This window comes from Mesorhizobium sp. M1A.F.Ca.ET.072.01.1.1 (assembly GCF_004023325.1).
GTDB lineage: Bacteria > Pseudomonadota > Alphaproteobacteria > Rhizobiales > Rhizobiaceae > Mesorhizobium.
Genome location: NZ_RZSF01000069.1, coordinates 1 through 24,381, shown reverse-complemented (window position 1 = coordinate 24,381; position 24,381 = coordinate 1). Strand labels below are relative to the sequence as shown.

The 24,381-nt window shown below is 64.3% G+C and carries 25 protein-coding genes and 1 pseudogene; 8 read left to right on the top strand and 18 right to left on the bottom strand.

From position 1 onward, the window contains the following. A partial coding sequence (locus EOA32_RS12790) for a CBS domain-containing protein (RefSeq protein ID WP_128371950.1) occupies positions 1-617 on the top strand: 617 nt, incomplete at its 5' end. Positions 618-625: 8 nt separating this feature from the next. On the opposite strand, the gene EOA32_RS12785 is transcribed toward EOA32_RS12790, so the two are convergent. After that, positions 626-2,707: a bifunctional diguanylate cyclase/phosphodiesterase gene (locus tag EOA32_RS12785; protein WP_128371949.1), complete on the bottom strand. Its 2,082-nt coding sequence runs from the start codon at positions 2,705-2,707 to the stop codon at positions 626-628. Beyond that, positions 2,668-3,162: a molybdopterin-dependent oxidoreductase gene (locus EOA32_RS12780; RefSeq protein ID WP_189407114.1), complete on the bottom strand. Its 495-nt coding sequence runs from the start codon at positions 3,160-3,162 to the stop codon at positions 2,668-2,670. The genes EOA32_RS12785 and EOA32_RS12780 overlap by 40 nt, the downstream gene beginning before the upstream one ends. A 236-nt stretch (positions 3,163-3,398) precedes the next feature. On the opposite strand from EOA32_RS12780, the gene EOA32_RS12775 reads away from it, so the two are divergent. The 7 genes from EOA32_RS12775 (at position 3,399) to EOA32_RS12745 (ending at position 9,851) form a co-directional block, all read left to right on the top strand. After that, positions 3,399-4,064 (top strand): XRE family transcriptional regulator, encoded by a 666-nt coding sequence (locus tag EOA32_RS12775; protein WP_095777362.1) that lies wholly within the window; start codon positions 3,399-3,401, stop codon positions 4,062-4,064. Positions 4,065-4,101: 37 nt separating this feature from the next. Beyond that, entirely contained in the window at positions 4,102-5,178 is a 1,077-nt protein-coding gene (locus tag EOA32_RS12770) for an extracellular solute-binding protein (protein ID WP_128371948.1), read from the top strand. Between the two features lie 19 nt (positions 5,179-5,197). Next, positions 5,198-6,067, top strand: a complete 870-nt coding sequence (locus EOA32_RS12765) for an ABC transporter permease (protein WP_067002446.1) — start codon at positions 5,198-5,200, stop codon at positions 6,065-6,067. Next, entirely contained in the window at positions 6,067-6,864 is a 798-nt protein-coding gene (locus tag EOA32_RS12760) for an ABC transporter permease (protein WP_095826696.1), read from the top strand. Before EOA32_RS12765 ends, EOA32_RS12760 begins: the two co-directional genes overlap by 1 nt. Then, positions 6,861-7,970, top strand: a complete 1,110-nt coding sequence (locus EOA32_RS12755; RefSeq protein ID WP_095781145.1) for an ABC transporter ATP-binding protein — start codon at positions 6,861-6,863, stop codon at positions 7,968-7,970. The genes EOA32_RS12760 and EOA32_RS12755 overlap by 4 nt, the downstream gene beginning before the upstream one ends. A 31-nt stretch (positions 7,971-8,001) precedes the next feature. Beyond that, positions 8,002-9,387, top strand: a complete 1,386-nt coding sequence (locus tag EOA32_RS12750) for an FAD-binding oxidoreductase (RefSeq protein WP_128371947.1) — start codon at positions 8,002-8,004, stop codon at positions 9,385-9,387. Positions 9,388-9,494: 107 nt separating this feature from the next. Then, on the top strand, positions 9,495-9,851 hold the full coding sequence (locus EOA32_RS12745) for a cupin domain-containing protein (RefSeq protein ID WP_176479040.1): 357 nt from the start codon (positions 9,495-9,497) through the stop codon (positions 9,849-9,851). Positions 9,852-10,015: 164 nt separating this feature from the next. Here EOA32_RS12745 and EOA32_RS12740 read toward each other — a convergent pair whose 3' ends face one another. From EOA32_RS12740 to EOA32_RS12665, 16 genes and pseudogenes are all read right to left on the bottom strand, one after another. Next, positions 10,016-10,438: a GNAT family acetyltransferase gene (locus tag EOA32_RS12740; protein WP_128371946.1), complete on the bottom strand. Its 423-nt coding sequence runs from the start codon at positions 10,436-10,438 to the stop codon at positions 10,016-10,018. A gap of 118 nt (positions 10,439-10,556) precedes the next feature. Next, positions 10,557-12,200: an MFS transporter gene (locus tag EOA32_RS12735; protein WP_128371945.1), complete on the bottom strand. Its 1,644-nt coding sequence runs from the start codon at positions 12,198-12,200 to the stop codon at positions 10,557-10,559. A gap of 193 nt (positions 12,201-12,393) precedes the next feature. Next, positions 12,394-12,660 (bottom strand): flagellar biosynthesis protein FliQ, encoded by a 267-nt coding sequence (gene fliQ, locus EOA32_RS12730; RefSeq protein WP_027165133.1) that lies wholly within the window; start codon positions 12,658-12,660, stop codon positions 12,394-12,396. 21 nt (positions 12,661-12,681) lie between these two features. Then, positions 12,682-13,092 (bottom strand): flagellar hook assembly protein FlgD, encoded by a 411-nt coding sequence (gene flgD, locus EOA32_RS12725; RefSeq protein WP_128371944.1) that lies wholly within the window; start codon positions 13,090-13,092, stop codon positions 12,682-12,684. Between the two features lie 2 nt (positions 13,093-13,094). Continuing rightward, the gene (gene flbT / locus EOA32_RS12720; RefSeq protein ID WP_128371943.1) at positions 13,095-13,532 is read right to left on the bottom strand and encodes a flagellar biosynthesis repressor FlbT; all 438 of its coding nucleotides are present in this window, start codon (positions 13,530-13,532) and stop codon (positions 13,095-13,097) included. Then, positions 13,529-13,876, bottom strand: coding sequence for a flagellar biosynthesis regulator FlaF (gene flaF / locus EOA32_RS12715; protein ID WP_067002429.1), 348 nt, complete (start codon positions 13,874-13,876; stop codon positions 13,529-13,531). Before flaF ends, flbT begins: the two co-directional genes overlap by 4 nt. Before the next feature lie 31 nt (positions 13,877-13,907). Beyond that, a complete protein-coding gene (locus EOA32_RS12710) occupies positions 13,908-14,957 on the bottom strand; it encodes a flagellar hook-associated family protein (RefSeq protein WP_128371942.1) in 1,050 nt (349 codons plus the stop codon). Positions 14,958-14,960: 3 nt separating this feature from the next. Further along, a complete protein-coding gene (flgK, locus tag EOA32_RS12705) occupies positions 14,961-16,415 on the bottom strand; it encodes a flagellar hook-associated protein FlgK (RefSeq protein ID WP_128371941.1) in 1,455 nt (484 codons plus the stop codon). Positions 16,416-16,447: 32 nt separating this feature from the next. Continuing rightward, the gene (locus EOA32_RS12700; protein ID WP_128371940.1) at positions 16,448-17,704 is read right to left on the bottom strand and encodes a flagellar hook protein FlgE; all 1,257 of its coding nucleotides are present in this window, start codon (positions 17,702-17,704) and stop codon (positions 16,448-16,450) included. 91 nt (positions 17,705-17,795) lie between these two features. Next, complete coding sequence (locus tag EOA32_RS12695) at positions 17,796-18,464, bottom strand: response regulator transcription factor (RefSeq protein WP_067002421.1); 669 nt, start codon at positions 18,462-18,464, stop codon at positions 17,796-17,798. A gap of 221 nt (positions 18,465-18,685) precedes the next feature. Further along, positions 18,686-19,279, bottom strand: a complete 594-nt coding sequence (locus tag EOA32_RS12690) for a transglycosylase SLT domain-containing protein (RefSeq protein ID WP_128371939.1) — start codon at positions 19,277-19,279, stop codon at positions 18,686-18,688. Beyond that, on the bottom strand, positions 19,209-20,594 hold the full coding sequence (locus tag EOA32_RS12685) for a flagellar hook-length control protein FliK (RefSeq protein WP_128371938.1): 1,386 nt from the start codon (positions 20,592-20,594) through the stop codon (positions 19,209-19,211). Before EOA32_RS12685 ends, EOA32_RS12690 begins: the two co-directional genes overlap by 71 nt. Then, on the bottom strand, positions 20,591-22,021 hold the full coding sequence (locus tag EOA32_RS12680) for a chemotaxis protein MotC (protein ID WP_128371937.1): 1,431 nt from the start codon (positions 22,019-22,021) through the stop codon (positions 20,591-20,593). The genes EOA32_RS12685 and EOA32_RS12680 overlap by 4 nt, the downstream gene beginning before the upstream one ends. Continuing rightward, positions 22,018-23,463 (bottom strand): MotB family protein, encoded by a 1,446-nt coding sequence (locus EOA32_RS12675; RefSeq protein WP_128371936.1) that lies wholly within the window; start codon positions 23,461-23,463, stop codon positions 22,018-22,020. Before EOA32_RS12675 ends, EOA32_RS12680 begins: the two co-directional genes overlap by 4 nt. Then, positions 23,460-24,086, bottom strand: a complete 627-nt coding sequence (locus EOA32_RS12670; RefSeq protein WP_128371935.1) for a hypothetical protein — start codon at positions 24,084-24,086, stop codon at positions 23,460-23,462. The genes EOA32_RS12675 and EOA32_RS12670 overlap by 4 nt, the downstream gene beginning before the upstream one ends. Before the next feature lie 3 nt (positions 24,087-24,089). After that, a pseudogene (locus tag EOA32_RS12665) lies at positions 24,090-24,381 on the bottom strand (flagellar M-ring protein FliF); the annotation flags it as partial.

Below are 24,381 nucleotides of genomic sequence, written 5' to 3'. Positions count from 1 at the left end.
CCGTAGGTGTGGTCGGCGGCCCGCTGACCATGACTTTTCTCGCGCTGGAATCGACGCGGGACCTGACGCTCACCGGCGTGGTGCTGGCAGCGTCGATCATGTCGGCCATTCTGGTCCGCGAGACCTTCGGCTACTCCTTCTCGACCTGGCGCTTCCATCTGCGCGGCGAGACGATCCGCAGCGCCCACGACGTCGGCTGGATGCGCAGCCTCAATGTCGGGTCGATGATGCGCAAGGACGTCCGCACCATCGATGCTTCGATTACCTTGGCCGAGTTCCGCAAGGAGATCCCGCTCGGCTCGGCGCAGCGCGTCATCGCCGTCGAAGAGGGCCGGCACTATGTCGGCGTGCTGCTCGTGGCCGAACTGCACAGCGACCTCTCAGACGGCGAGACTCCGGTGCAGGCGCTCGCGCAGTTCAAGGATGCGGTGCTGGTGCCGTCGATGAACGTCCAGTCCGCCGCCGAGACCTTTCAGCGCGCCGGCGCTGAAGAGCTGGCGGTCGTTGAGGATTTCGACGACCGCATCGTGCTTGGCCTGCTCACTGAAAGCCATCTGATGCGACGCTACGCCGAGGAGCTGGACAAGGCGCGGCGGGATCTTTCCGGCGAGGGCTGAGCCCTGATTTAATCGGCGGTCTTGCGGCCCTGCTTGGCGACTTTCCGCAGCATGGATGGGCCCAAGCGAAGAGACTCGGCCCGAGCTTTTCCATCTGTTTTGGCGCCACCCTGCCTTGCGACGAGATAGTTGGTCATCAACCTTGCCTCAACAGGCTCCGACATAAAGAACCCTTGTGCGCCGTGACAGTGTTCGTGGATCAGGAAGTCGAGTTGGGCTTCGTTCTCCACCCCTTCCGCAACAACGGTCAGGCCTAGCGAATTGGCCAGCGCGATGATGCCTCGGACCACGTTCTGTTTCTTCGTGGAGGAAGCCAGATCGCTGAGGAACGAGCGATCGATCTTCAATTGGTTCAAGTCGAAATCGGCAAGGTATCCGAAGCTCGCATAACCTGACCCAAAATCGTCGAGTGCCAGGCTCACTCCGAGGTTTCTAATCTTGCCGATACTCTCCAGGGCATTGCGGCTGTTCTGCATGAATATCCCTTCAGTGATCTCCAACTGCAGACGCGATGGAAGCAACCCCGTTTGCCGCAGCGTCTCGGTGAGATGCGTCAGATAGGCATCGGTCTGGAGGCTTCTTCCGGAGACGTTGACCGAGCAGATGAACTCTTCGGTGGAAATAGGCATCCATCGGGCGGCTTGCTCGCAAGCCTTGCCCAGAACCATCTTGTCGAGTTCCAGTATCAGCTCACTTCGTTCCGCGATCGGAATGAACGATGCCGGCGCACGAACCGCTCCCGAGACCGGGTCGTGCCAGCGGACCAGCGCCTCGGCCCCGATCATGCGGCCGGTCGCCAGCTCGAACTGGGATTGCCAGACCAGGAAGAACTCGTCGCAATTGAGGGCCCGCTTGATAGCCGCTTCTTCACCGAGCTGCATGTCGATCTGACTGAGGATCACGGGCGAAAACGTCACGAAACCGGACCGCCCTTCGGCCTTTGCCGTGTAGAGAGCGTTATCGGCACTGTGCAGCAACGTGGAAATGTCGGAACCGTGCTGAGGGAAACATGCCATGCCGATGCTGGCGCCAATGCGCACCTGATGGCCCTCCAACTCTGCGAACCTGTTCAGCCGTTCGCGCAGACGTTGCCCCAAATTGTCATGATCATTCCGATCGGCAATAGCCATGATGGCGAATTCGTCGCCGCCCAATCGCACGGCGGCTACGTCGCCGGGCCGCTCGACCGACTGAAGGACCTCGGCAACCGCCTTCAGCAGCAGATCGCCGACGTGATGGCCGAAGGTGTCGTTCACGCTCTTGAAATGGTCGAGATCGATCAGGAGCAGCTGAAGCTGCCTACCGGTCTCCCTCGCCCGGTCCAGCATGGCATCCCTGTTGGCTGCCATCCAGGCACGATTCTTCAGTCCGGTGGTCGCATCGCGCCAGGCGAGAAATTCCAGCTTCTTTATCGTTTCGCGGCGCCCGATGAACAGAACCGCCGTCCCGATTGCCAGCAGCGACAGGATCGTCAGAGCAAACGCTATCTGATAGTTGAACCGATTCAGGCTGACTTCCGACGCATAGAGATCGGCGTTAACGCCCTCGCCGTATTTGTAGTACTCGTCGTTCATCCGGCCGACGATCTGCTCGAGTTCCAGACCCAGTTCCTTCAAGCGCTGCTGATCGAACGGGAGTCCCGCCGCGATTACGGCGTCGAGCCGCGTTACCGCGTCGTTCACGCGCGGCACGATGCCTGCATATGCGGGAATTGCGCTGATCGTTTCGCCGCCGTCAATCCGCTTGAAGCGGACGTAGACCAGGTCGTTGGCAGCGGCCAGATGATCGAGGCTCGCCTGAGAGTTGGGCGCGACCTCAGCGAGCGAGATCATATCCCTCAGGTGGGTCACGTCGCGTATGGCAATATGGAATTCGCGGATGGCGAAGAACCCGAACCGGGGCAGCGAAGACTCGATCTTGCTGATACTGACAAACAGCATGACGATGAGGATTGCGGAACCGATCGCCGCCAGCCCTATGGCACTGCCGTAGGTAAGCGGAATTCGCCAGCCTCTCAGTCGAGATCCCACCATGGAGGTCTGCCAGCCGGTCAGTTGTCGGACTCGATCGTCTTGATCAGCCAAATCCATCGCGGTTTGCGGATCGGCGTGTCGAAGGCGGGATAGTCCTTGAGAGGATAGACCAAGCGGGTCGGACCTTGTGTTCGTCGGGTGAGCAACTCCCCGTCCTGGCGCGTCGCGAGAAGCAGAGGACCTTCCGTCCAATCCTCGTGCGGAATCACCTGCACGTAATCGTCCGCGGCCCTTAGAGTGACGGAATCCCTATCCGCCAATCCCACGGACTTGAGCACGTCTCGGAACAGGACGCCTTCAAACGTCAATTGCCCTTGCTCGAAAGGACTTGTGGTGATGACCTTATAGAGGCCGAGCTTTTCCAACTGCCGCAGCGTGAGCGGGATCTGCTTGCCGTCCTTCTGAACGGTGAAAGCTACGGAGTCCGGCGGCTCCGGATAGCTGGCCGGTTCCAACGCCCCTGCAGTCAGAGTGCCGATCGCCAAGACAGCCAGCATCAGCAGGCTGCGCATGAGCATTAACGGTCCGTTTCTTAGCCAGGATGACATATCGCGATCCCTTCCCGCTCAGCTGACCGACAATGGCCCTTGCTGTACGACATCTTGCCGGCCGACATTCGATACTGCCGTTGAATGCTTAATTTTTTGGTCGGCTTCCGTTTCGAGTCATGGGACAGCGGAAATGGCATCCGCCCCTATTGCCAGCTGTACAGTGGTACTGTACAAGGTGTTAAGTGGAGGAAAACGGGATGCGCGAGGCTTCGGAGGACGGCCAGGCTCCGGCGGCGAACGGTGCCGGCACGGCTGCAGCTCATGCGCAGCAGGTGCTGGGCGTGCGGCTCAAGGCCCTGCGCCTCGCTCGCCGCCTGTCATTGCGTGACCTCGCGGAAGCGACCGGGACCAGCGCCAGTTTCATCAGCCAGCTTGAACGCGGGCTGACCGGCGCCAGTACTGCCTCGCTCAACCAGATGGCTTCGGCGTTGGGCGTGAGCGTCGCGATGCTGTTCGAGGAAAGCGCGACACAGAACCATGGCGTGCTCCGGCGCAGCGAGCGGCCAAGTCTTCCGCCCAGCAACGGCTGCCGTAAGATGCTGCTTTCCCGCCCGCCGCTGAGCGACATGGAGGTCTATGTCGGCGAGTTCGATATCGGCGGCTCGACCGGCTCCGCGCTTTACACGCATGGCGACGCGCAGGAGATGCTGATCGTCCTTCGCGGTGTCGTCGAGGTCTCTCTTGGCGACGCCCGCCACGTCCTCGAAGAAGGCGACAGCATCGAATACGCGACATCGACACCACATCGCAGCGAGAACATCGGCAGTGGTCGGGCCGAGGTGATGTGGATCATCGCACCGCCGACCTCGGCACGCGCCGAACTCGATCAATACAAGCCCTGGAAACCGCTCGCGGCCAGGTAGTCCGATTAAACGCGGGCATAATGGGAGAGTCAGAGTTATGTTGAAGTCGAAACTTGCAGGTCTTGGCGCCGTGCTGGCGCTCGGAATGCTGACAACCACCGCCTTCGCACAGGACAAGCCTGTCGCGGGCGAGGTGAAGGAAGGCTCGCTCAAGGGCAAGACCCTGACCTTCGTCTCCTATGGCGGCATCTATCAGGATGGCCAGGTGGCGGCGCTGAAGGAGTTCGTCGAGAAGTCCGGCGTCAAGCTGCTCAATGACGGGCCGACCGAGATCGCCAAGCTGCAGGCCCAGGTCGAATCCGGCAACGTCACCTGGGACGTGGTCGATACCGGCGATCTGCCGCCTTACGTCCATTGCGGAAAGCTGTTCCAGAAGCTCGATCTCTCGAAGCTCGACGTCTCGAAGATACCCGAAGGACAGGTCGGCGAGTGCTCGGTTCCGGCGATGAACTACGGCGTCGTGCTGATGTACAATAAGGAGAAGTACAAAGATAACCCGCCCAAGAACTGGGCTGACTTCTTCGACACCGAAAAGTTCCCCGGCGTGCGCGCCCTGGACGGATCCGGCGATCCGACCGGTGGCCTGCTCGAACAGGCCTTCAAGGTGGCGGGCGGCGATCCGAAGGCGATGACCGCTGCCGATATCGACAAGGCCCTCGACGTGATTCGCAAGCTCGGCCCGGACACGATCTACTGGAAGACGGGCGCTGAATCGCAGCAGCTCGCGGAGTCCGGTGAAGCCGACATGCTGATGATGTGGACCGGCCGCGCCATGACGGCGGTCAAGAATGGTGCCAAATACGCGCCCGCCTGGCAGGACTGGCTGGTGGTGATGGATCAGATGACCATTCCCGTCGGTGTCAAGGATACGGATGCCGCCTATGCACTGCTGAATGCCTACCTCGGCAAGCAGGCGCAGGAGATTCTCACGCAGCAGACCTCCTACACGCCGATCAACAACGATGCGAAGCCGAAGGTTGACGAGTCGGTCGCAGCTTTCCTGACCAACACGCCCGAGCGCCAGAAGCAAGGCTACAAGCAGAACATCAAGTTCTGGGTCGAGAACTTCCCAGTGGCGCAGGAGAAGTGGTCCGCGCTGATGGCCGGCAACTGAGCTGACGGAGGCAAGGCCCGTGAGCGCGCTCGAACCGACGATCCAGACTGCCGAAAAGCGGGCAGGATGGGCCTGGCGGCCGTTCGCGCTCACGCTGCCGGCACTGGTTCTGCTCGCCGCAGTGATCGGCTATCCGCTGCTCACCATCGTGCTGCGCAGCCTGTCGGAGCCGGAATGGGGCGTCCAGAACTATGCTTGGTTCTTCGGCGCGCCCGTCAATCTCGCGGTGCTCCAGCGCACCTTCACCATCTCGGCATGGGTGACGCTGGTCTGCGTGGTTTGCGCTTATCCTTATGCTTACCTCATGACCGCGGTCGGGCCGCGCGTGCGGCTCGTCCTGGTTCTCTGCGTGCTGATCCCATTCTGGGTGAGTGGCGTGGTGCGCACACTCTCCTGGGTGATCCTGCTGCAGGATTCCGGCGTCATCAACTCGCTGCTCAGATCAGCCGGCTTCGCGGGCGTCCGGCTGATCCGCACCCAGACGGGCGTGGTGATCGGCATGGCGCAGGTGCTTTTGCCCTTCATGATCCTGCCGCTTTATTCGGTGATGAAAGGCATCGACCTCAGGCTGGTGCAGGCGGCGCGAAGCCTTGGCGCCCGGCCGTCCCGCGCTTTCTTCACAGTCTACCTGCCGCTGTCGCTGCCGGGCGTCTATGCCGGCGCAATCATCGTCTTCATCCTGGCGCTGGGCTTCTACATCACGCCGGCACTGCTCGGCGGGCCGCGCTCGACGATGCTGTCGACACTGGTGCAGACCCAGGTGCTCAGCCTGCTGCAATGGGGACGCGGCGGCGCGATGGGCGTGGTGCTGCTGGTCACGACCTTCCTGTTGCTGGCGCTTGCAGCGCCGGTGATGCGGTCGCGGCACCGGGAGGCGGGGCGGCGCTGATGGAAATGAAGCCGCTCACCCGTGTCGTTCTCGGCCTTGTCTGCCTGTTGGTGGCGATCTGGCTGGTGGCACCGACGCTGGTCGTCGTGCCGATGTCGTTCAACGGCAACAAGTCGCTCTCCTTCCCACCGCAAGGCTTCTCCTGGCAGTGGTACGAGAATTTCGTCACGAATCCAGAATGGTCGACCAGCTTCCTCAATTCCCTGAAGGTCGCCTCGATCGTGGCGGTGCTGGCAACGGTGCTCGGCACGCTGGCCGCCTTCGGGCTCGACCGTATGAAGGCACGGCCTGCCAATTTGCTGCGGATGCTGATGCTAACGCCGATGGTTGTGCCGGGCGTGGTTCTGGCCATCGGCATCTATGCCGTCTATCTCGATGCGCAACTCGTCGGCACGCTGCCCGGCTTCGTGCTCGCCCACACCATCCTGGCGCTGCCCTTCGTGCTGATCGCCGTGTCGGCCAATCTCGAAGTGTTCGACAGGCGCCTGGAGACGGCTGCTGCGAGCCTCGGCGCCGGCGCGCTCACCACGTTCCGGACGGTGACGCTGCCGCTGATCCTGCCCGGCATCCTGTCGGGCCTGCTATTCGCCTTCGCGACGTCCTTCGACGAGATCATCGTCTCGCTGTTCATCACCAACCCCTATCTCAAGACCCTGCCGGTGCAGATCTTCTCTTCGATCACGCGCGACGCCGACCCGACCGTCGCGGCCGTCGGCACGATCCTTTTGTGCGCCACGACGATCCTGATCGGCGGCGGCATGCTTCTTCTTGGCCGCGAGCGGAAGGGACGCCTATGAACCCAAGACCAGACAATCGCGGCGCGGCGATCGACCTCGAATCCGTCACCAAGGCCTATGGCGCGTTCAAGGCGCTGGACGGCGTGTCGCTCAGGATCGAGCCCGGCGAGTTCATGACGCTGCTTGGGCCGAGCGGCTCCGGCAAGACGACGACGCTCAATGTGATCGCCGGTTTCACGGATGTGTCGAGCGGCAAGCTGCTGGTCGGAGGACAAAGCGTCGTCGGCGTGCCGGCGCACAAGCGCAACATCGGCGTCGTCTTCCAGCACTACGCACTGTTCCCGCATATGACGGTTGGCCGCAACGTCGCCTATCCGCTGACGCTGCGCGGCGTTGGGCAGGACGATCGGAAGCGGCGCGTGGCCAAGGCGCTCGACATGGTCAAGATGGGCGACTTCGCGCATCGCTATCCGAGCGAATTGTCAGGCGGTCAGCAGCAGCGCGTGGCGCTGGCGCGGGCCATCGTCTTCGACCCGCCGCTGCTCCTCATGGACGAGCCGCTCGGCGCGCTCGACAAGAAGCTGCGCGAATGGCTGCAACTCGAGATCAAGCGCATCCATCGCGAGCTCGGCACCACCTTCGTCTACGTCACGCACGACCAGGAGGAGGCATTGGTGCTGTCGGACCGCATCGCCGTGTTTAACCGCGGCCGCATCGAGCAGGTCGGCACCGGACGGCAGCTCTATGACGAGCCGGCAACGCTGTTCGTCGGCCGCTTCATCGGCGACTCCACGGTGCTGCGCGGCGAAGCCAGAAGTGACGGCACCGGCACTGCGCTGACCATCGCCGGCGAGACGGTCGCCGCGCCGCGCCGGCTTGCCGGAGAAACCAGCCCGGTGATGCTGCTGCGGCCCGAGAAACTTGCCATTCGCCGGCCGGGGCAAGCCGACGGCAAGAATCGCCTGGCGGGAACGATCGCCGAGGCGATCTATCTTGGCTCGGGATCGAAATACGAAGTGAAGCTCGGCGACGGTTCGACCGCGATCGTGCGGTCGCCGCTGACGGGCGAGAATTTCGCCCTCGGCGAGAAGGTGGAACTCTGCTTCGACGGCGCCGACGCCAAGCTTCTGCCCGACGACAGCACGGCAGACACGACGCTCACCTGATCCCTCTCTCCGGTCTCTTGGAAGCCATCCCATGCAAGTCAAGCGCAACGGCGACATCTCGTTCTGGTATGCGGATCTGGGCGCGGTCCCAAGCCCGCGTCCGCCCTTGCCCGGCGACATCGAAGCCGATGTTGCGATCGTCGGCGCCGGCTACACCGGGCTCTGGACCGCCTATTATCTGAAGAAGGCGAAGCCCTCGCTTCGCATAGTCCTGCTCGAACGCGAATTCGCCGGCTTCGGTGCCTCGGGGCGCAATGGCGGCTGGCTTTCGGGCGGCTTCGGCTGGTCGCGCGAAAAATATCTGAAGACCTCGACCCGGCAAGCTGTCAGCGCCATGCAGGCAGCGATGGCGGGCTGCGTCGACGAGGTGATCCGGGTGGCGACGGCCGAAGACATCGACGCTGACATCCGCCGTGCCGACAATCTGACGGTCGCCACCAATGCCGCACAGCTCGAACGTGTGCGCGAGGCGTGCGAGACGATCCGCTCCTGGGACGCCGACCCCGAGCGCATCGAATTGCTCGACGCTGCAGCCACACGCGCGCGCATCAATATCGCGAATGTCATGGGCAGCTTCGTCATCCACGGCCAGGCGCGGGTGCAGCCGGCCAAGCTGGTGCGCGGGCTGGCGGAAGCGGTCGAGCGGCTCGGCGTGCCGATCTACGAAAAGACGACCGTGACGTCGATCGCCAAGGGCAGCGTGGCCACCGACCGTGGCACGGTACGGGCGGAAACGATAATTCGCGCGACGGAGGGGTTCACGGCCGGCATTCCCGGGGAAGAGCGGACATGGCTGGCGCTCAACAGCGCGCAGATCGTGACCGAGCCGCTGCCACAAGAACTCTGGCGCGAGATCGGCTGGGACGGGCATGAGCTCCTCGGCAATGCGGCGCACGCCTATTGCTACGCCCAGCGCACGCGCGAGGGCCGTATCACCATGGGCGGTCGCGGCGTGCCCTACCGCTATGGCTCGCGCACCGACGTCGACGGCCGGACGCAGCAGGCGACGATCGACCAGCTGCACACGATGCTGACGACGCTGTTGCCGCAGACGGCCGGGTGCCGCATCGACCACGCCTGGTGCGGCGTGCTCGGCGTGCCGCGCGACTGGTGCACGACGGTCGGCCTCGACCCCAAAACGCGCATCGGCTGGGCCGGCGGTTATGTCGGGCTGGGCGTGTCGAGCTCAAACCTCTCGGGGCGCACGCTTGCCGATGTGATCCTCGGCAATGACACGGATCTTACGCGACTGCCCTGGGTCAACCGCAAGGTCAGACCCTGGGAGCCGGAACCGTTCCGCTGGCTCGGCGTCCACTCGATGTACCAGCTCTACCGCATCGCCGACCAACGCGAGGCCGCCGGGCTCAATTACACTTCGAAACTGGCCGCCCTGGCCGACAGCATCACAGGCCACTGAGACGGTTCGGCGTTCGCCGAACCGCTCTAACTCTTTGTTTTCGCGCAATTCCGGACGGAAAACCATTGCACACTTTCCTGGAATTGCTTTTGACACTGGAGCCTATCTTGATCGACCTTTCGACCTTCCGCGACCTCGCCACGGCCGATATCGGCGCCTTTTCACCGAAGCCGACCTCGATCGAAGGCGATCAGGTCGAAGCGGTGCGCTCGTTCTTCCAATCGCCGGACGGGACCGTCGATATCGGCATCTGGGAATGTACGCCCGGCCGCTTCACCGCCGACCGCTCGGGTTCATCCGAGATCTGCCACATCATCTCCGGTCGCGTGGAAGTGAGCCGTGCCGACGGCGAGATGCGTGAGCTGGGGCCTGGCGATCTGCTCGTCCTGCCGAAGGGCTGGAAGGGCGAGTGGCTTATTCATGAGACGACGCGCAAACTTTATATAATCCAGACCGGCGGCTGATCGCTGGTCTTCATTTGGACGCATGTCGTTCTCTCAGAACCGCATAAGGTTTGGGCGAGATGCATCAGTGATTGACCGGCCTTTGGGTGAGACAAGGGCCGGTCGTCGTCAGCGCTCGATACGGGAGAAGCAGGCATCGCCGGAAGCAGATCGGTACGAAGCACTCAACGCTTCGGCAGCAACTTGCTCATGCTCACACGCTCTTCGACTTCGTACCCGCACTTTCGATAGAACGCCAGAACTGCCGAGTTGGAGACGACAACTTGCAGGTTGATCTTTACACATCCAAGGCTGGCCAGCCGCCTTTCGGCTTCCTGGATGAGGGCCTCGCCAATCCCTTTCTGACGATGGGACTGCAGGACCGCAATCCGCGATATCCATCCTCGGTGACCGTCATACCCGGCCATGATCGATCCGACGACCTGATCGGCCTCGATCGCCACTAAAAGCAGGTTTGGTTGAAACCGCAGCTTCTCAGCGATTGAAATATGGGCCGCGTTCCAAGGGGCATCATTGGGGAATGCTTCTCGCCATAGCATATCGGTGCCGTCAAAATGACGTTCACCGTATTGCACAATCGAGACCATTCAGTTCGTCCAATTGGGATCGCTCGGAACTCGCTGGAACAGTAGCAACAAAGTCGATGAGGTTGGAAGTTGCTGCTGATGATGCCAGCCTGCCTGCAAAATACCACGCAGGTCTAGACTAGTGATCGATCGGCCCCTTGGGTGAGACCAGCGCCGTGCCGGCGGTGGTCGGGCGTTCGATCATGCGGCGCACACGCGGCGGGTTCTCGCCGCTGTGCAGCGCGCGGAGGCGCTCGCCGACAACAGCGTCGGCGTGAGTGGCACGCCGGTTGTGGCGGATATACTCGACCCAGGTCGGCGTGTGGTAGTGCTCGATCCAGATGCCCGGATTTTCGAGATCGCGGGCGAGTGTCCAGTTGCGGGCGCCGTCGCGGCGGCGGATGCGGCCACGCTCGGCCATGGTGGCGAGGAATTCCGGCACGTCCTCCTCGCGAATGATGTATTCGATCATGATGGCGATCGGGCCGCTGCGCGGCTTCAAATCGAGCGCCAGCATCGGCTCCTTGAACCGGTTGAGCGGATCGAGGTTGAGAGCGGTGTGCTGCGGCAGCGGCAGGATCAGGCCGATGGCGCCACCGACGAGCATGGTGACAGCGGCAACCATCAATGCAGTCTCCGCGCCATGGGCGTCGGCGACGACGCCCCAGATCCAGCTGCCCAGCGCGATGCCGCCGAAGGTTGCTGTCTGGTAGATCGACAGCACGCGCCCGACCACCCAGCGCGGCGTCGACATCTGCACCGTGACGTTGAAATGCGAGAGCGCGATCACCCAGCAGGCACCGCCGATGAGCAGGCCCGCCGACGTCTGCCAGGCATTGTCGCTGACGGCGGCGTTGAAGGCGCAAAGCGCGAAACCGGCGAAGGCGGCGCGCACCATCGTTTCGCTGGAGAGCCATTGTCTGAGCCTCACGCTGATGAGCGCACCGCCGACCGCGCCGATACCGAAGGCGCCAAGCATGATGCCGTAGGTCAGCGCGTCGCCCTTGACGACATCGCGCGCCACCAGGGGCAGCAGCGCCAGCACCGCGCCGGCGCTGAAGCCGAAGGCGAAGCCTCTCGCCAGCACCTTGCCGATGTTCGGCGACATGGCGACATAGCGCAGGCCGGCTCCCATCGCGGCGCCGAGCGATTCCCGCGGCAGGGTTGGCGCGGGCACTTCCGGCTTCCAGCGGAAAAGCACGACGATCAGGCCGATATAGCTGATGGCGTTGGCGGCGAAGGCCGCCGCCGCCCCCGCGGCGGCGACGATGATGCCGCCGATCGCCGGGCCGACGCTGCGCGTGATGTTGAAGCCCATCGAGTTGAGCGCGATCGCCGCCGGCACCTTGGCGCGCGGCACCATGTCGCCAACCGACGCCTGCCATGACGGGCTGTTCAGCGCGGTGCCGCTGTCGATCAGGAAGGTGAAGGCAAGCAGCGTCCACGGCGTCATCCAGCCGAACCAGGTGAATACGGTGAGCAGTGCCGAGACCACCAGCATGAAACTCTGCGCCACCAGCATGACCTTGCGGCGGTTGAAGCTGTCGGCAATGGCGCCGGCAACAAGCGCGAACAGCATGATCGGCAAGGTGGTCGAGGCCTGCACCAGCGCCACCTGGTAGGATGAGGTGGCGATCGTCGTCATCATCCAGGCGGCGCCCACGCCCTGGATCAAGCCGCCGAAATTCGACACAAGGCTCGCCGACCAGACGGCACGGAAGATGCCGTGCCGGAACGGCGCCAGCGCCGAGACGCGTTCGCTTTCCGGCTCGTCGTCGATCATGGTCGCTGTCCCGCCTTCATCTTGCTTGTGCTCGCGCGGCGCCATTATCGCGCGGGCGACTCGCCAAAGCATCCAGGTCCAACAACAGGAAGGCAAAGGCGAAAATGCGTCGGCGAAGCTTTAAGCCAAGCATCTTGCCGGTGTGGACCAAACTTTTGCCGGTCCGCTCGGGCGGGATGCCCGCGGCCGCAGGTCAGAAGCCGTGCTCGATGCGTTCGAAGATGACGTTGGTGAAGGCCGAGATCTGGCTGCCGATGAACGGGCCGGTGAGCGCCACGACCAGCATGATGGCGACGATCTTGGGCACGAAAGTGAGGGTGATTTCCTGAATCTGGGTCAACGCCTGGATGAGCGCGATGCCGATGCCGACGGCCATAGCCACGAGCACCACCGGCGCGGAGGCGGTAAGCACCGTCCACACCGCATATTGCACGATATCGAGGGCGTCGGCCTCGTTCATGGGCAGACCCTATGCGAAACTCTAGGCGGCCGGCTTGATCGATACGCCCGCGCCGACAGGGACCTCGGTGCCGTCCTGCAGCACCGCGATCAAGCCGCTGCTTGCGAGCTTCACCGAAGCCACGGTCCCTGTTGTCTTGCCGTCGGCGGCGGTGATCGAACGGCCGATCAGCGCGTCCGCCTGCGACAGCGCCGAGGATTGCATGATCTGGTCGAGCTTGCTGTTGGTCTGCACCGATTGCTCGACCTGCGAGAAGGTCGCGAGCTGCGCGACATATTCCGTCGAATCCATCGGCTTGGTCGGATCCTGGTTCTTCATCTCGGCGATCAGAAGCTTCAGGAACGACTGGTAGTCGACCGCCGTCTTCGAGGTCTGCTGGGTGCTGGCCTGGGTGGCGCCAACCGGGATCGTCGTTGTCATGTCCACGGCCATCTTTATGCTCCCACAGCCAGCGCGCGCGGCGCTTCCGGAATGTCGTCATTGCCGCCAAGCGCCTGGCGCTCGAGCGGATAGAGCGCGCGGATCGCCTTCAGCGCCTCGTAGATATGATCCTCGCCGACCATGCGGTCGATCTGCTTCAGCGCGCTGCAGATTTCCTGGTTGTCAAAGCTTGCGATCAGCATCGGCAGCGAGCGGCGGAACATGTCGCGGGCCTCGGAGGCGCCCGGCGGGTTGATCAGCATGATCTGCACGATGAAATAGAGCTGCCTGAGCGGCGTCGAGGCCTGCTCGGCCTGCATGACGTGGCTTTCGAGCAGGAACTGAACCTCGTTCATCAGCTCGATCGTGACCTTGCGGTCGACCCGGACGACGGCGCCGTTGATGTAGATCTTCTCGTTCGGCTTCAGCGAGATCTTCAGCGTGTTGCTCATTGGATGCCGTCTCGGATGATCTGGGAGACCTCGATCAATCCTTCGAAATTGTTGGTGCGGCCCTGCCGGATGTCTTCCGTTTCGCGCAGCAGCCACAGGCCGATCGAGATCAGATTGGCGCGCAGTTCCTTGGGCAGCGCATTGTCGCTGGAGCCGAGATCCTCGACGAAGGTGGTCCAGATGCGGTTGGTGAAGTGCAGCGCCTCGACCGCCTCAATCGACTCCGGCCCAACGGAAGCTGCCGTGGACAACATGTCGATCGATCGGGTGAGCAACTGCCGCTCCCGGTCCTTGGCGTCGGCGACGGAGTCGGTCTGGATGTCGGCGTAGGAGAATTGATACATCGTCGGAGCTCTGGCGTTCCGGTGAGAGTGTTCAGGTGAGATAGTTCAACAGGCTCAGTTGCTGCAGTCGCGCGGTCAATGCGAAGGACGTTTCTATATGCTGCGTCAGGTCGGCCACGCGGGTGGCGGCCTCCGAGGGATCGACGCCTTCGAGGTCGATGATGTGCTTCTCGAACAGATCGACCTGGGTCTTCATGCGATCGCTGGCGTCGGACACGCGCTTCTGGGTGAGGCCGGCTTCGGACTGCACCTGGACGATGCCGCCGATGGCCTCGCCGACCAGCTTTTGCGCGCGGCTGACGATCGTATTCTGCCCGGCCTCGCTGATGTTGCCGGCAAAGAGCGTGCCGACCATGGCGGCCGCCATGGCGAGCTTGCGGATGCCTTGCTCGTTGGCGCTGACCGACGTCTGCGTGGTCTCGTTCAATGAAATGCGGCTGGTGATCTGGTCGTCGGTGGCGTTCGACCAGTTGGCCTGCCAGCCGGAGCCCAGGAACTGCGGCTCGACCGCGGCGGTGATGAAGTCGTCCATCTGGGCGGCGGTGATGTTGGCGGCCGCCGGGTCGTTCTGGGTGAAGCCGAAATAGCTGGTGAAGGCGGCGTCGAACGCCGCCTTGGCGGGCGAGCCGGCGGCGCTGAAATCGTCGATCGGCTTGACGTCGGTGTTGGTCCCGGCAAACAGGTATTCGCCGTTGACGCTGGTGTTGAGGATGCCCGTCATCTGCTGCAGCGCCGTGGCGCCGGCGGTCTGGGTGATGCTGGTCGAGGAGTCGCCCGACACGGCGCTGGTCAGCGCCGTCAGCAGATCCTGCGCGACATCGGAGAGCTGACCCAGCGAATCCTGTGTCGAAGTCAGGCGTGCGGCGACCAGCGAGTTCGAATCGACGATGCCGTTCAACCGGTCGAGATCGCGCTGGAAGGTGACGGCCTGTGTCGTGCGCCCGCCGAGCGCCAGGCCGACATCCGCTACCTTGCCGGTCTGGGATTCCGTGGTCGCCTTGACGAGATCGGCCTGCATGCGCATCTGCTGATAGCGCAGGGCGTTGGAAATGGCGGCTGAGGAGACGGCTGTCGCTTTCATCGATTATCCCACCGCGCCCAACAAGGCGTCCAGCATGTCGTCGACGGTCTTCATCATGCGCGCCGACGCCTGATAGGTGTGCTCGAGGTCGAGAAGCAGGGACATTTCCTGGTCGACATTGACGCCGGTATCGTTCGATAGCGCTTCGGCGGTGCGCGTGGACAGCGCTTCCTTCGCGTCGGCGTTGGTCGATGCCTGCTGGCGCACGCCTTCGAACCAGCCGATGGTGTTGGCCGCGTAGTCCGAGACGCCGGAGCTGACCGTGATGCCGGCGGAGGTGTCGAATGCCATCGGCTGGTCGAGCCTGTTGCCGTAGGCGATCAGCAGGTCAGAATAGGAGGCGCCGCCGCCGGTGTTGGAAACATAGGCCGCGCCGTTGGCGCCGCCGTCGCGCAGCAGCGCCGCGCTGCCGCCGGCGCTCGGGTCAAACGCGGCGTTGACGCTGATCGAGCCGGCGAGGCCGTCGACCAGGATGCCGGCAGCGGGAACAGCCGGCGCGCCGGACCAGGTGAACAGGCCTGCGGCGTTGGGCTGAGACGGCGCGGTCTCGGCAAATGCCGTGATCAGGCCGCGCGCGATCTCGTCGAGCTGGCTCTGCATGGTCGCGGCAACGCCGTCGCGCAGCTTCAGCATGCCGGCAAGCTTGCCGTCGGCGCTGGTATTGTCGCCGGTGCCTGCAGAAAGCGGCACATTGTCGATATAGATCGTGTTGCCGGGCGTACCGGCGGTGTAGCCGGCCGAGGGCGTGAAGGTCACCGACCGCGGCACCGTCTCGAACAGCGTCGTGCCGTCCTTGGTGGTGATGACCATGTCGTTGTCGCCGCGCGTGAAGGTCGAGACCGGGACATATTCGGCGATCTTCTTGAGAAGCGCGTCGCGCTGGTCGAGCGCGTCCGACATATCCGTGCCGGAGCGCGTGCCGGCGATGACGGCCTTGTTGGCGTCCTGGAACTGGCTGAGCAGCGAGTTGAGGTCGTCGACGGCGGTGGCGATCTGGCCGTCGGTCTGGGTGCGGAAATCCTGGATCGCCGTGGTGCCGTCGTTCAGCGAGCTCACCACCTGCTTGGCTGCGTCGATGACGCTGGCGCCGAGATTCTGGTTCGACGGCGTGGTGGCGTAGAGCTGCAGCGCCTGCTGCAGATTGCCGATCGCAGTCGACGCAGACGACGCATTGTCGACACCATTAACCGATAGGTCGAGCTGATCCATGCCGCTGTAAAGCGCGCTCTGGCCGCTCCATGCCGACAGCGCGGAAAGGTTCTGCCGGAACAGAAGATCATTGGCGGCGCGCTGTATCTCCACCGATCGCGCGCCGGGCGCCGTGCTGGTGACGACGGCGACGCGACGGGCATAGTCCGGGTTGGACGCGTCGGCCACATTGCGCGACACGACGCTGGTTTGCTTGGATGTGGCCAGGAGCGCCGACTGGGCGATGCTTAATGCGGTGGAAAGCGACATGCGGGTCTTTCACGGGCTGGCGCCCGATGGGGTTATCTCTTCAGGTTGACCAGGACGTCCATCAGGTCGGAACCGGTCTGGAAGACCTTCGAGTTGGCGGTGTAGCTGCGCTGCGCCGCAATCATGTTGGTCAGTTCCTCGGCGATATCGACATTGGAATTTTCGAGCGCGCCCGAGACGACCGAGCCAAGCTTCCCTTCATTGGCAAAGCCGATGCGAACAGCACCTGAGTCCGCGCTTTGCACATAGACGTTGCCCGGCATCGCGGTGAGGTTGTCGGGGCTCTGAACGTCGGCCAGCGGGATCTTGTAGAGCGGCTTGGTGGAGCCGTCCTCGAATTGGGCGTAGATGACGCCGTCCTGGCTGATCTGGATCTTTTCGATCGTGCTCGGCGCATTGCCGTTGACGTTGGCGTCGGAGACCGTGAAGCCGGTTCCGAGTTGCGTCAGCTTGGAGAGGTCGAGGTTGAGAGTCGACCCGTTCGGCACCGTGAAGGACACGCCGATGGTCGCGCCGGTGAGCTTGCCGGTGGTGGTGTCGAAGGTGAGATTGGCCGAACCCAGCGCGCCGCCCGCATAGGGGAACGACGTGCCGGCCGTGGCCTTCGACTGATCGAACACCGAGACCTGCCAGGTGCCGGTGCCGGTGTTGGTGAAATAGACGTCGAGCAACACCTTGTTGCCGAGATTGTCGTAGGCGACCAGCGACGATTTCGACGTGTATTGTGACGAGGTGCTGTTGTCGGTGGGTAGGTTGCCGGCGGTGACAGCGGTGGCGCCAGCCGGCAGGTTGCCGGTGAATGTCCCTTCCGTGCTCGGCGTCGCCGTCATCTCCTGATCGGAAATCTGCACCGGCACGAGGCCTTCGAAGCCGTTGGCGGTCGCGGCCGGATCGCCATTGGCGTAGCTGTAGGCCATTAGCTGGTAGCCGGCGGCGTTGACGAGGCGTCCTTGAGCGTCCGGAACGAAGGCGCCGGCGCGGGTGAGATAGGGTGTGCCGCTCGGGTCCTGCACGACGAAGAAGCCGTCGCCGTTGACGGCGAGGTCGGAGACCGAAGTGGTGTATTGCAGAACACCCTGCGAGCTGACGGCCGAACGGATCGTCGTCGTGACGCCACCCGAATTATAGGCGCCGCCGGTGCTGGGCATGATCAGCGTCGAGAATTCGGCGGAGGAGCGCTTGTAGCCGGTTGTGTCGGAATTCGCGATATTGTCGGCCACCGTGGACAAGCGGTTGGCCTGGGCGTTCATACCGGAGACGCCGGTGCGCATCATTCCGTAGAGGCTCATCGATACATCTCCTCGGTGCCTTTCTGAGAGGCTACAAAACTAAGCCTCGTGTCTTGCGCGAGGCTGGCGCGGGATGTGCCGGCGACGGCCATCAAAACACCAGCCGGTAGCCGAGGAACCTCTTGGAATCGATCGGGTCGTGGCCGAGCTTCTCGCGCAATTTCTTGCGCAGCTTCGAGATGTGGCTCTCCACCACGTTCTCCTCGACCTCCTCGTCGAAGATGCCGTAGATGGCGTTGAACACCTGCGTCTTGGTCACGCGCCGGCCGCGATTGCTGGCCAAATATTCCAGGATGCGCCGCTCGCGACGCGGCAGCGGCAGCGGCTCGCCGTCGATCTCCGGGTCGCGCCCGTCCATGAAGATGCGCATCGAGCCGACCTCGGTGTAGGCGGCCTCTTCGCGGGCGCGGCGGCGGATGGCGGTGATGCGGGCGAGGATTTCGCGGATGTGCACCGGCTTGCGGACGACGTCGTCGACGCCGCTCTCGAAAAGCCTAAGCGTGTGTTCCAGCGAGTGCTGTTCGCTGAGCGCGATCACCGGCGCGCCGGTGCGGTCGCGGATCTGGCGCGGCGAGATGGCGCCCTCGCGGCAGTCGCCGATAAGGAAAGCCCTGACCGATCTCAAGTCCGTGTCGGCGGCAGAGTTCACCCACTCGCCGAACTCGCCTGGCGCGAAGCCCGCGGTGGCAACGCCCTCGCGATCGAAAAGTGAGCTGTAGCCCTCAGTTACGAGCTCGCGCTCATCAACGATCACGATCATCGGCCCGCCCTCCGAATCATCTCATTTGCCCCGTGCGGAAAGCGGTATCCGGTGCGGTGAATCCTGAAAAACCGTCATTTCTTGTAGCTATTTTCTTGGGAGTTTTTTTGGGAGCCGTAATAAAGCCGGCCGTGAAGGGACTATTCGCGGCACTGGATAGAGGGCTGCCGGCGGCCGCTGTGAACCCCATCGCGGCGGACCAAAGGCATATGGTTTGGCAACTACAGGTTGCAGAACGCGCTGGCGTTCGGCGTCCATTTGCCGAAGCCGGTGGCGACCATGTTGGCGATGATGCGACAGACATACACCTTCTGCGCCGGGTCGTTGTCGGGGCCGGCATGATAGCGGGCGACGGCCATCGACCAGGTCATGTGGCGGGCGTGGAGGCTCGCCAGGAAGCGCGCGGCGTAGTCGACGTTCTGGTGCGGGTCTAGCATGTCCTCGACGCTGCGGAACTGCGCGCCATGATAGCGATGATTGATCTGCATGCAGCCGAGATCGATCAGCGTCTTGCCCTCGCGGCGGGCATTCTCGAACGTCGCCAGCGCTTCGCCCCTGCTGCGCGGAAAAACAGCCTTTCCTTCTACATTCAAAGCGTTGGGCTGAAGGCTGCCCTTCTTTCCCGTTTCGGTCAGGCCGACCGCGTAAAGGATACCGGCCGGCACGCCATAGCGATCGGCGGCGCGCAGGATTTCCGGCTCGCAAGGATTGGGCGCGGCTTTGGCGGCGACGGTCGCGGCCAGACTAGATATAGATATCGTCGCCAGCGCGCTCGCCAAGAGGCGAAGCAGCACGGCCGAATTCCTGTGCGCCATTGCCGTTGTTCCTTCCCGGTTGCCGATCGCCGCCGGCGCTGTTGCCGCCCGAGTTCCCGGGCTGGAACGAAGGCTGTTCGCGGCCCGTGGACATCGGCGGCGCGCCGCTCGCTTCGACGCGACCGGCCGAATGGACCGCTATCGAGGGTTGCATGATGGTGACGTGATCGACGTCGAAACCAAGACTGCGGAGCGACTTGACGATGGCGTCGCTGTCGGCGGTCAGACGGCGGTACGCCTCGTGCGTTTCCGGCTTCATCTCGATCGAAAGCTGCTCTCCGGAAAGACGCAGGCTGGCGGTGACCGTGCCGAGGTCAGCCGGGTGGAGCTCGATCTTCAGGACATGTGTCGAAACGGCAACAGAGTTGGTCGCGTGCGAGCCGATCGGAGCGCTCGAGTAGGCCTGCTGAACCCCGCTGTCAGAGGCGATCGCCTCAGCCAGCGCCGATACCGTCTGGCCGAAGGCGTTTTGGGCCGGCGCGGGGAAGCTCTGCTGGCTGACCACATCCATGCGCGCGGCGGCAGAGGATGGCTTGGCTTGATTGTTCGATGCGAGGGCTTGCGCCGTTTGCGCGGTCTTCTGGGCGGCCGCCGGACGCCAGCCTTGCGGCGTCGTTGCGTCGGTTGCGGCTCCTTGCGTTCCAGACAGGATGTCGTCCTTGCGGATCGACATGTCCGGGCCCTGACCAGCGCCGGCCGGTTTCTGTCCGAAATCGGGCCCGGGCTTCTCGGTCGCCATCGTCGCGCGACCGGATCGCGGCAACGGCTCGCTGCCTTCGGAAGCGTCGGCCAACATGCGTTTGCCTTGACGGATCGCCAGCTGCGAAGACGCGGCCTGGCCGATCGAGGGCTCTCCCTCGACAGAAGATCCACCGCGCTCGGCATTTGTCGACGTTGCGAAGTGGCGGATGTCGCCCAGCGCCATCAGCAGGGGAAAACCGTCCTGAAGCAGAGCGCTATCTGACGATTGCGCCGCCGCATCGGCATCGTCCGTGGCCTTTACATGGTCAGCCTCGGCGCCATTCTTCGCGGCCTTTCCGGCCGCTGGCTTCGGCGCGGCAGTCTTGTTCTGGCCATCCTGATCGGGTGGCGGCTTGGGCGGACCGGCGAGGGCGCGCCGCGCCGGCTGCGCATCGGAAGACACAGGCTCGGCCGGCTGCTTTGCCTGCCGCGCCGATTGTTCGGCGCCATGCACCATCTCGCCAAAATTCGAGCCGTTTTCCTTGCTGTCGGCAGGATGCTGCCGCGATTGGACCTGGGCGGATGCAAGTCCCGGCGTGGCCTGGCTCACGCTGTTCATTTGGGCGCTGGTCATTTGGGAGCGGCTCCGAGTAGCTGGTCGATCTGGTCGAGCTGGCGGCGCGCTTTGAGCATCGCGGCATCGGTGGGATCGTGCGGATCGAGGCTTGCTGCGGCCGCCGGCGCGGGTGCAGGCAGCACGGATGGCGTTTCGGGCTGTGCAGGAGCGGGGGCTTGAGCCTCGGCCGCGGCCTGAGCCGTCATCGGCGGAGCCGGCGGCGCGGATGCTGCGGCCGGCGCGTCCGCCAGCTTGACCGGGGCCGGCTGCTCGGCCATCGCGCCCTCCACTGGTGGCAACCCTTCGGCGTCGGCCCCGCTCGCAGCCTCGGTTTCAGCGGGTTTCGCGGCATCGCTCTTTGCCGGACCTGCGGCCTCCGTCTCATTCATGGCGGCCGCACGCACGGGAGCGACGACCTCGCCGGCAACGGCCTGTGCCGCATCGAGCAAAGCGCGGTCGCTCTCCGAAAGCTTGCCGCGATCGATCTTGCCGAGCCTCGCGCGTACATCATCGATCGTGGCCGATGTCACCGTGGAGAGGCCCGAATAGAGCACGGCGCGCGGGTCGTCCTGATTGCCTTTGCCGTTGCGGCCCTGCTCGGCCCGGGCCGAGGCGAAGGCGGAGAGGTCGCTCAGCCCATCGATCGCGGCGCGGCGCGCGATGCGCAGAAAGATCACCTTCTCGCGCTCGGGGTCCATCATCGAGGTGATGTCGGCGAGCTTGTCTTGGCTGATCGACATGTGCAGCGCAATCACACCGGAGACGAAGGAATCGGCGAACTGGCTGGCATAGGGCGAATAGAGATAGCCGGCGACATATTGCGTCGAGGCAAGCGCGAAGCGCGCGGCGTCGCCTTGTGTCGCTGCGAGGCCGACCGAGCGGCGAAGCGCTGCCTCCTCGACCAGTGTGCCGGGGCTGAGCAGGCGGGCCTCGTCCAGCAGCGTCAGCGCCGTTGCGGGTTCATCGGTCGCAAGCAGCGAGCCCTTGACTAACGCCAGGAAGGCGCCGAGGTCGGCGGGCACGCTCATCGGGTCGATCGGCTTCAGGATTTCGATTGCCGCGGCCGGCCTGCCGTTGAGATAGGCGACGACCCCTTTGGCGATGGCGAGGCTTTGCGGGTCGGTCGCCGCGCGCGAAGCTGCCGCCTTGACAGTGACGGGATTGCCGCCGCTCATGCCGTAGACGAGCAGAGCGCGGAAATTCTTCGGGTCCTTGAAGTCGGCGGCATCGGCGGCGCGAAGCCTCGCATCGGTCATTTCCAGCAGCTTGGCCTGCATCGGCAGCGCCGCATGATCGCCTCCGGCGATGCGGTCCTGGACCAACTGCAGCGAGCGCACCAGCTGGTAAGGCTGCAGGCCGTCATCCTGTGCAAAAGCGGCAGCGGGCGATCCTGCGGCGAGCAGCAGCAGCCCGACTGCGCGGCCGATGGCGGTCCTGCCCCTCATCCGCCGGTCGCCATCAGGATCTCGATGCGGCGGTTGGCGGCGGCCAGCGGATCGGACGCGATCTTGGGCTGGCGGTCGGCGAAGCCCGCGACTTCGGTGATGCGGCTTTCGTCGACGCCGCCGCGCACCAGCATGTAATAGGCGGAGTGGGCGCGGGCGGTGGACAGCCGCCAGTTGTCGTAGGCGTCGCTGCGGAACGGCCGCGCATCGGTATGGCCGCCGATGGTGATGGTGCCCTTCTTCTCGTTGATGATGCGGCCGATCTTCTCCATCGCCAGCACCATCTCGCGACGCGGCACGGCCGAGCCGATCTCGAACATGCCGAAGTCGAGCTGATCGGTGATCGAGATGACGACGCCCTTGTCGGTTGCCTCGACGGAGACGCCCTCGGCCAGCTTGTCACCGGGCGCAAAGGCCTTGGCCAGTTCCTGCTTGATTTCGGCGGCCGCCTTGAGGGCGGCGCTGCTCGGGACGTTCTTTCCGTTGTCGGAGGCTTGCTTCGGCTCCGCCTTTGCCGGCTCGGCCGTCGCCGCTTCGGCCCCTGCGGCTCCCGGCATCGCAGCATCGGTCGCAGCGGCCTCCGCCTTTTCGGCTTCTGCCTTTTCAGCTTGGGCTTTCTCGCCCTTGATCGCCTTGCCTTCGGCCTTCCCGACTTTCGTGTCGCCGTCCGATCCGGCGACCACCTTGGCACCGGGTTTTTCCGGTGTGGCCAACGGCTCGAGCGGCGCATCCAACTGCGGCGGTGCCGGCGGAGCGGCCTTGACTTTCGGAACATCGGTCTCGGCGACCTTCTCGCCGGGCCTGGCGGGATCGCCTTCGATCCTCCTGCGTTCGGCGCTGGCCTCGGCGCCGGGTGTCGCAACCTGCTGCGACCAGAAGTCCGGCGCGAAAGGATCGCGATAGGATTCGCCGCCGGAAGCGCCGGTCGCCGGACCGGCGTTCTGAGCGCCGCCTTCACCCTTGGCGCTGACATTCTGCATCACGCCGGTATCGGTGGCGATCTCCGACAGCACGGCATAGGGATCGGCAAACAGATGCTCGTCGGAGAGATCGGATTTCTGCGAGGCCTCCTTCGTCTGCCTGCGGTCGGAGGAGCCGGCGCCGCCCTTGCCGTCTTCGCCGGCCTTGCTCGCGCCATCCTGCGGATTGTCGGCGGTGAGGCCAACCTTGCTCGGGCCGTCGCCAAGGTCTTCCAGGCCCTTGCGGCTGGAATTGCGATCGATCAGCTCGACCGGGTTGAAATAGCTGGCGACCGCCGCCTTGGTCTGCTCGTTGGCGGCGTTGATCAGCCACATGACGAGAAAGAAGCACATCATGGCGGTCATGAAGTCGGCAAAGGCGATCTTCCAGACGCCGCCATGATGGCCGTCGTCATGACCGTCGTGGTTCCGCTTGACGATGATGATCTCGTGCCTGGCCTCGCCGTGGTCGATGGCGCTCATGACAGGACCTCCGACAGGGAAGCCGACCATTCGGCGATGCGCGTCTCGAAGACGGTTTCATCGATGGCCACGGTCAGGTCGAAGCCGGCGGCCTCGGTGAAATCGAGATTGGCCGCGCGATCTCCAAGCGCTGCCTTCAGCGGCTCGAACAGCAACAGCGGCCCGCGCACGCCGATACGCACCGCCTCACTGTCGGCAATCGCGGCGCTTACGGTACGGGCAAGAGCTTCGATCGAGCGCTCCTGCAGATCATCGCTGACCACGCCGCCGAGGATGCGGGCGACGGTGGCGGCGGTGAGCTCGGCCACGCGCGCTTCCATGGCATCGATCCGTGTCGCGACCGCCGCCCCCAGATCGCCGCCGAAGCTTTTGAGGAACGCCTTTGCCGCATCCTCATTGGCCTGGCGTTCGGCCTCGAGGGCCGCCTCGTGGGCGGCCGCGAGCCGCGCCCCGAGTGCTGCTTCCGCATCGGCCACCGCCTCGGCGATCAGCGCGCCGATGTCGGCCTGCGGCGGCGATACGTCCGGCTTGCGCTCGATGTCAGGCGCTGACGGTGCCTGGCCGGCGCGCGGGGCGCGCGAACCGAAATCGGGCAGGAGATCGAAAAGGGCCGCCGAAGCCATGGCTTAACCCGCGGCTTCCGGGGCGGCCGCCCATTTGCGCAGGATCTGGGCGGTGCGTTCCTCGTTGAGGTCGACCATGCGTGCCAGCCGTTCCTGCGGCGCAGGCCTGATCTTCTGGCGCAGGTCGTCGAGCGGAGTGGCGCCCGGCCGGGCGCCCGGCAGCGCGCCGACGGCCGTGTCGGCTGCGATTGCGGCCACCGGCGCGTCGGGGGTCGGCAGCGAGCGCTGGACATCGTCGAAGCTCGGGCCGGAGAGGGCCGCGGGCTTGGCCGACGCCGTCAGCGCGGCCGCCATC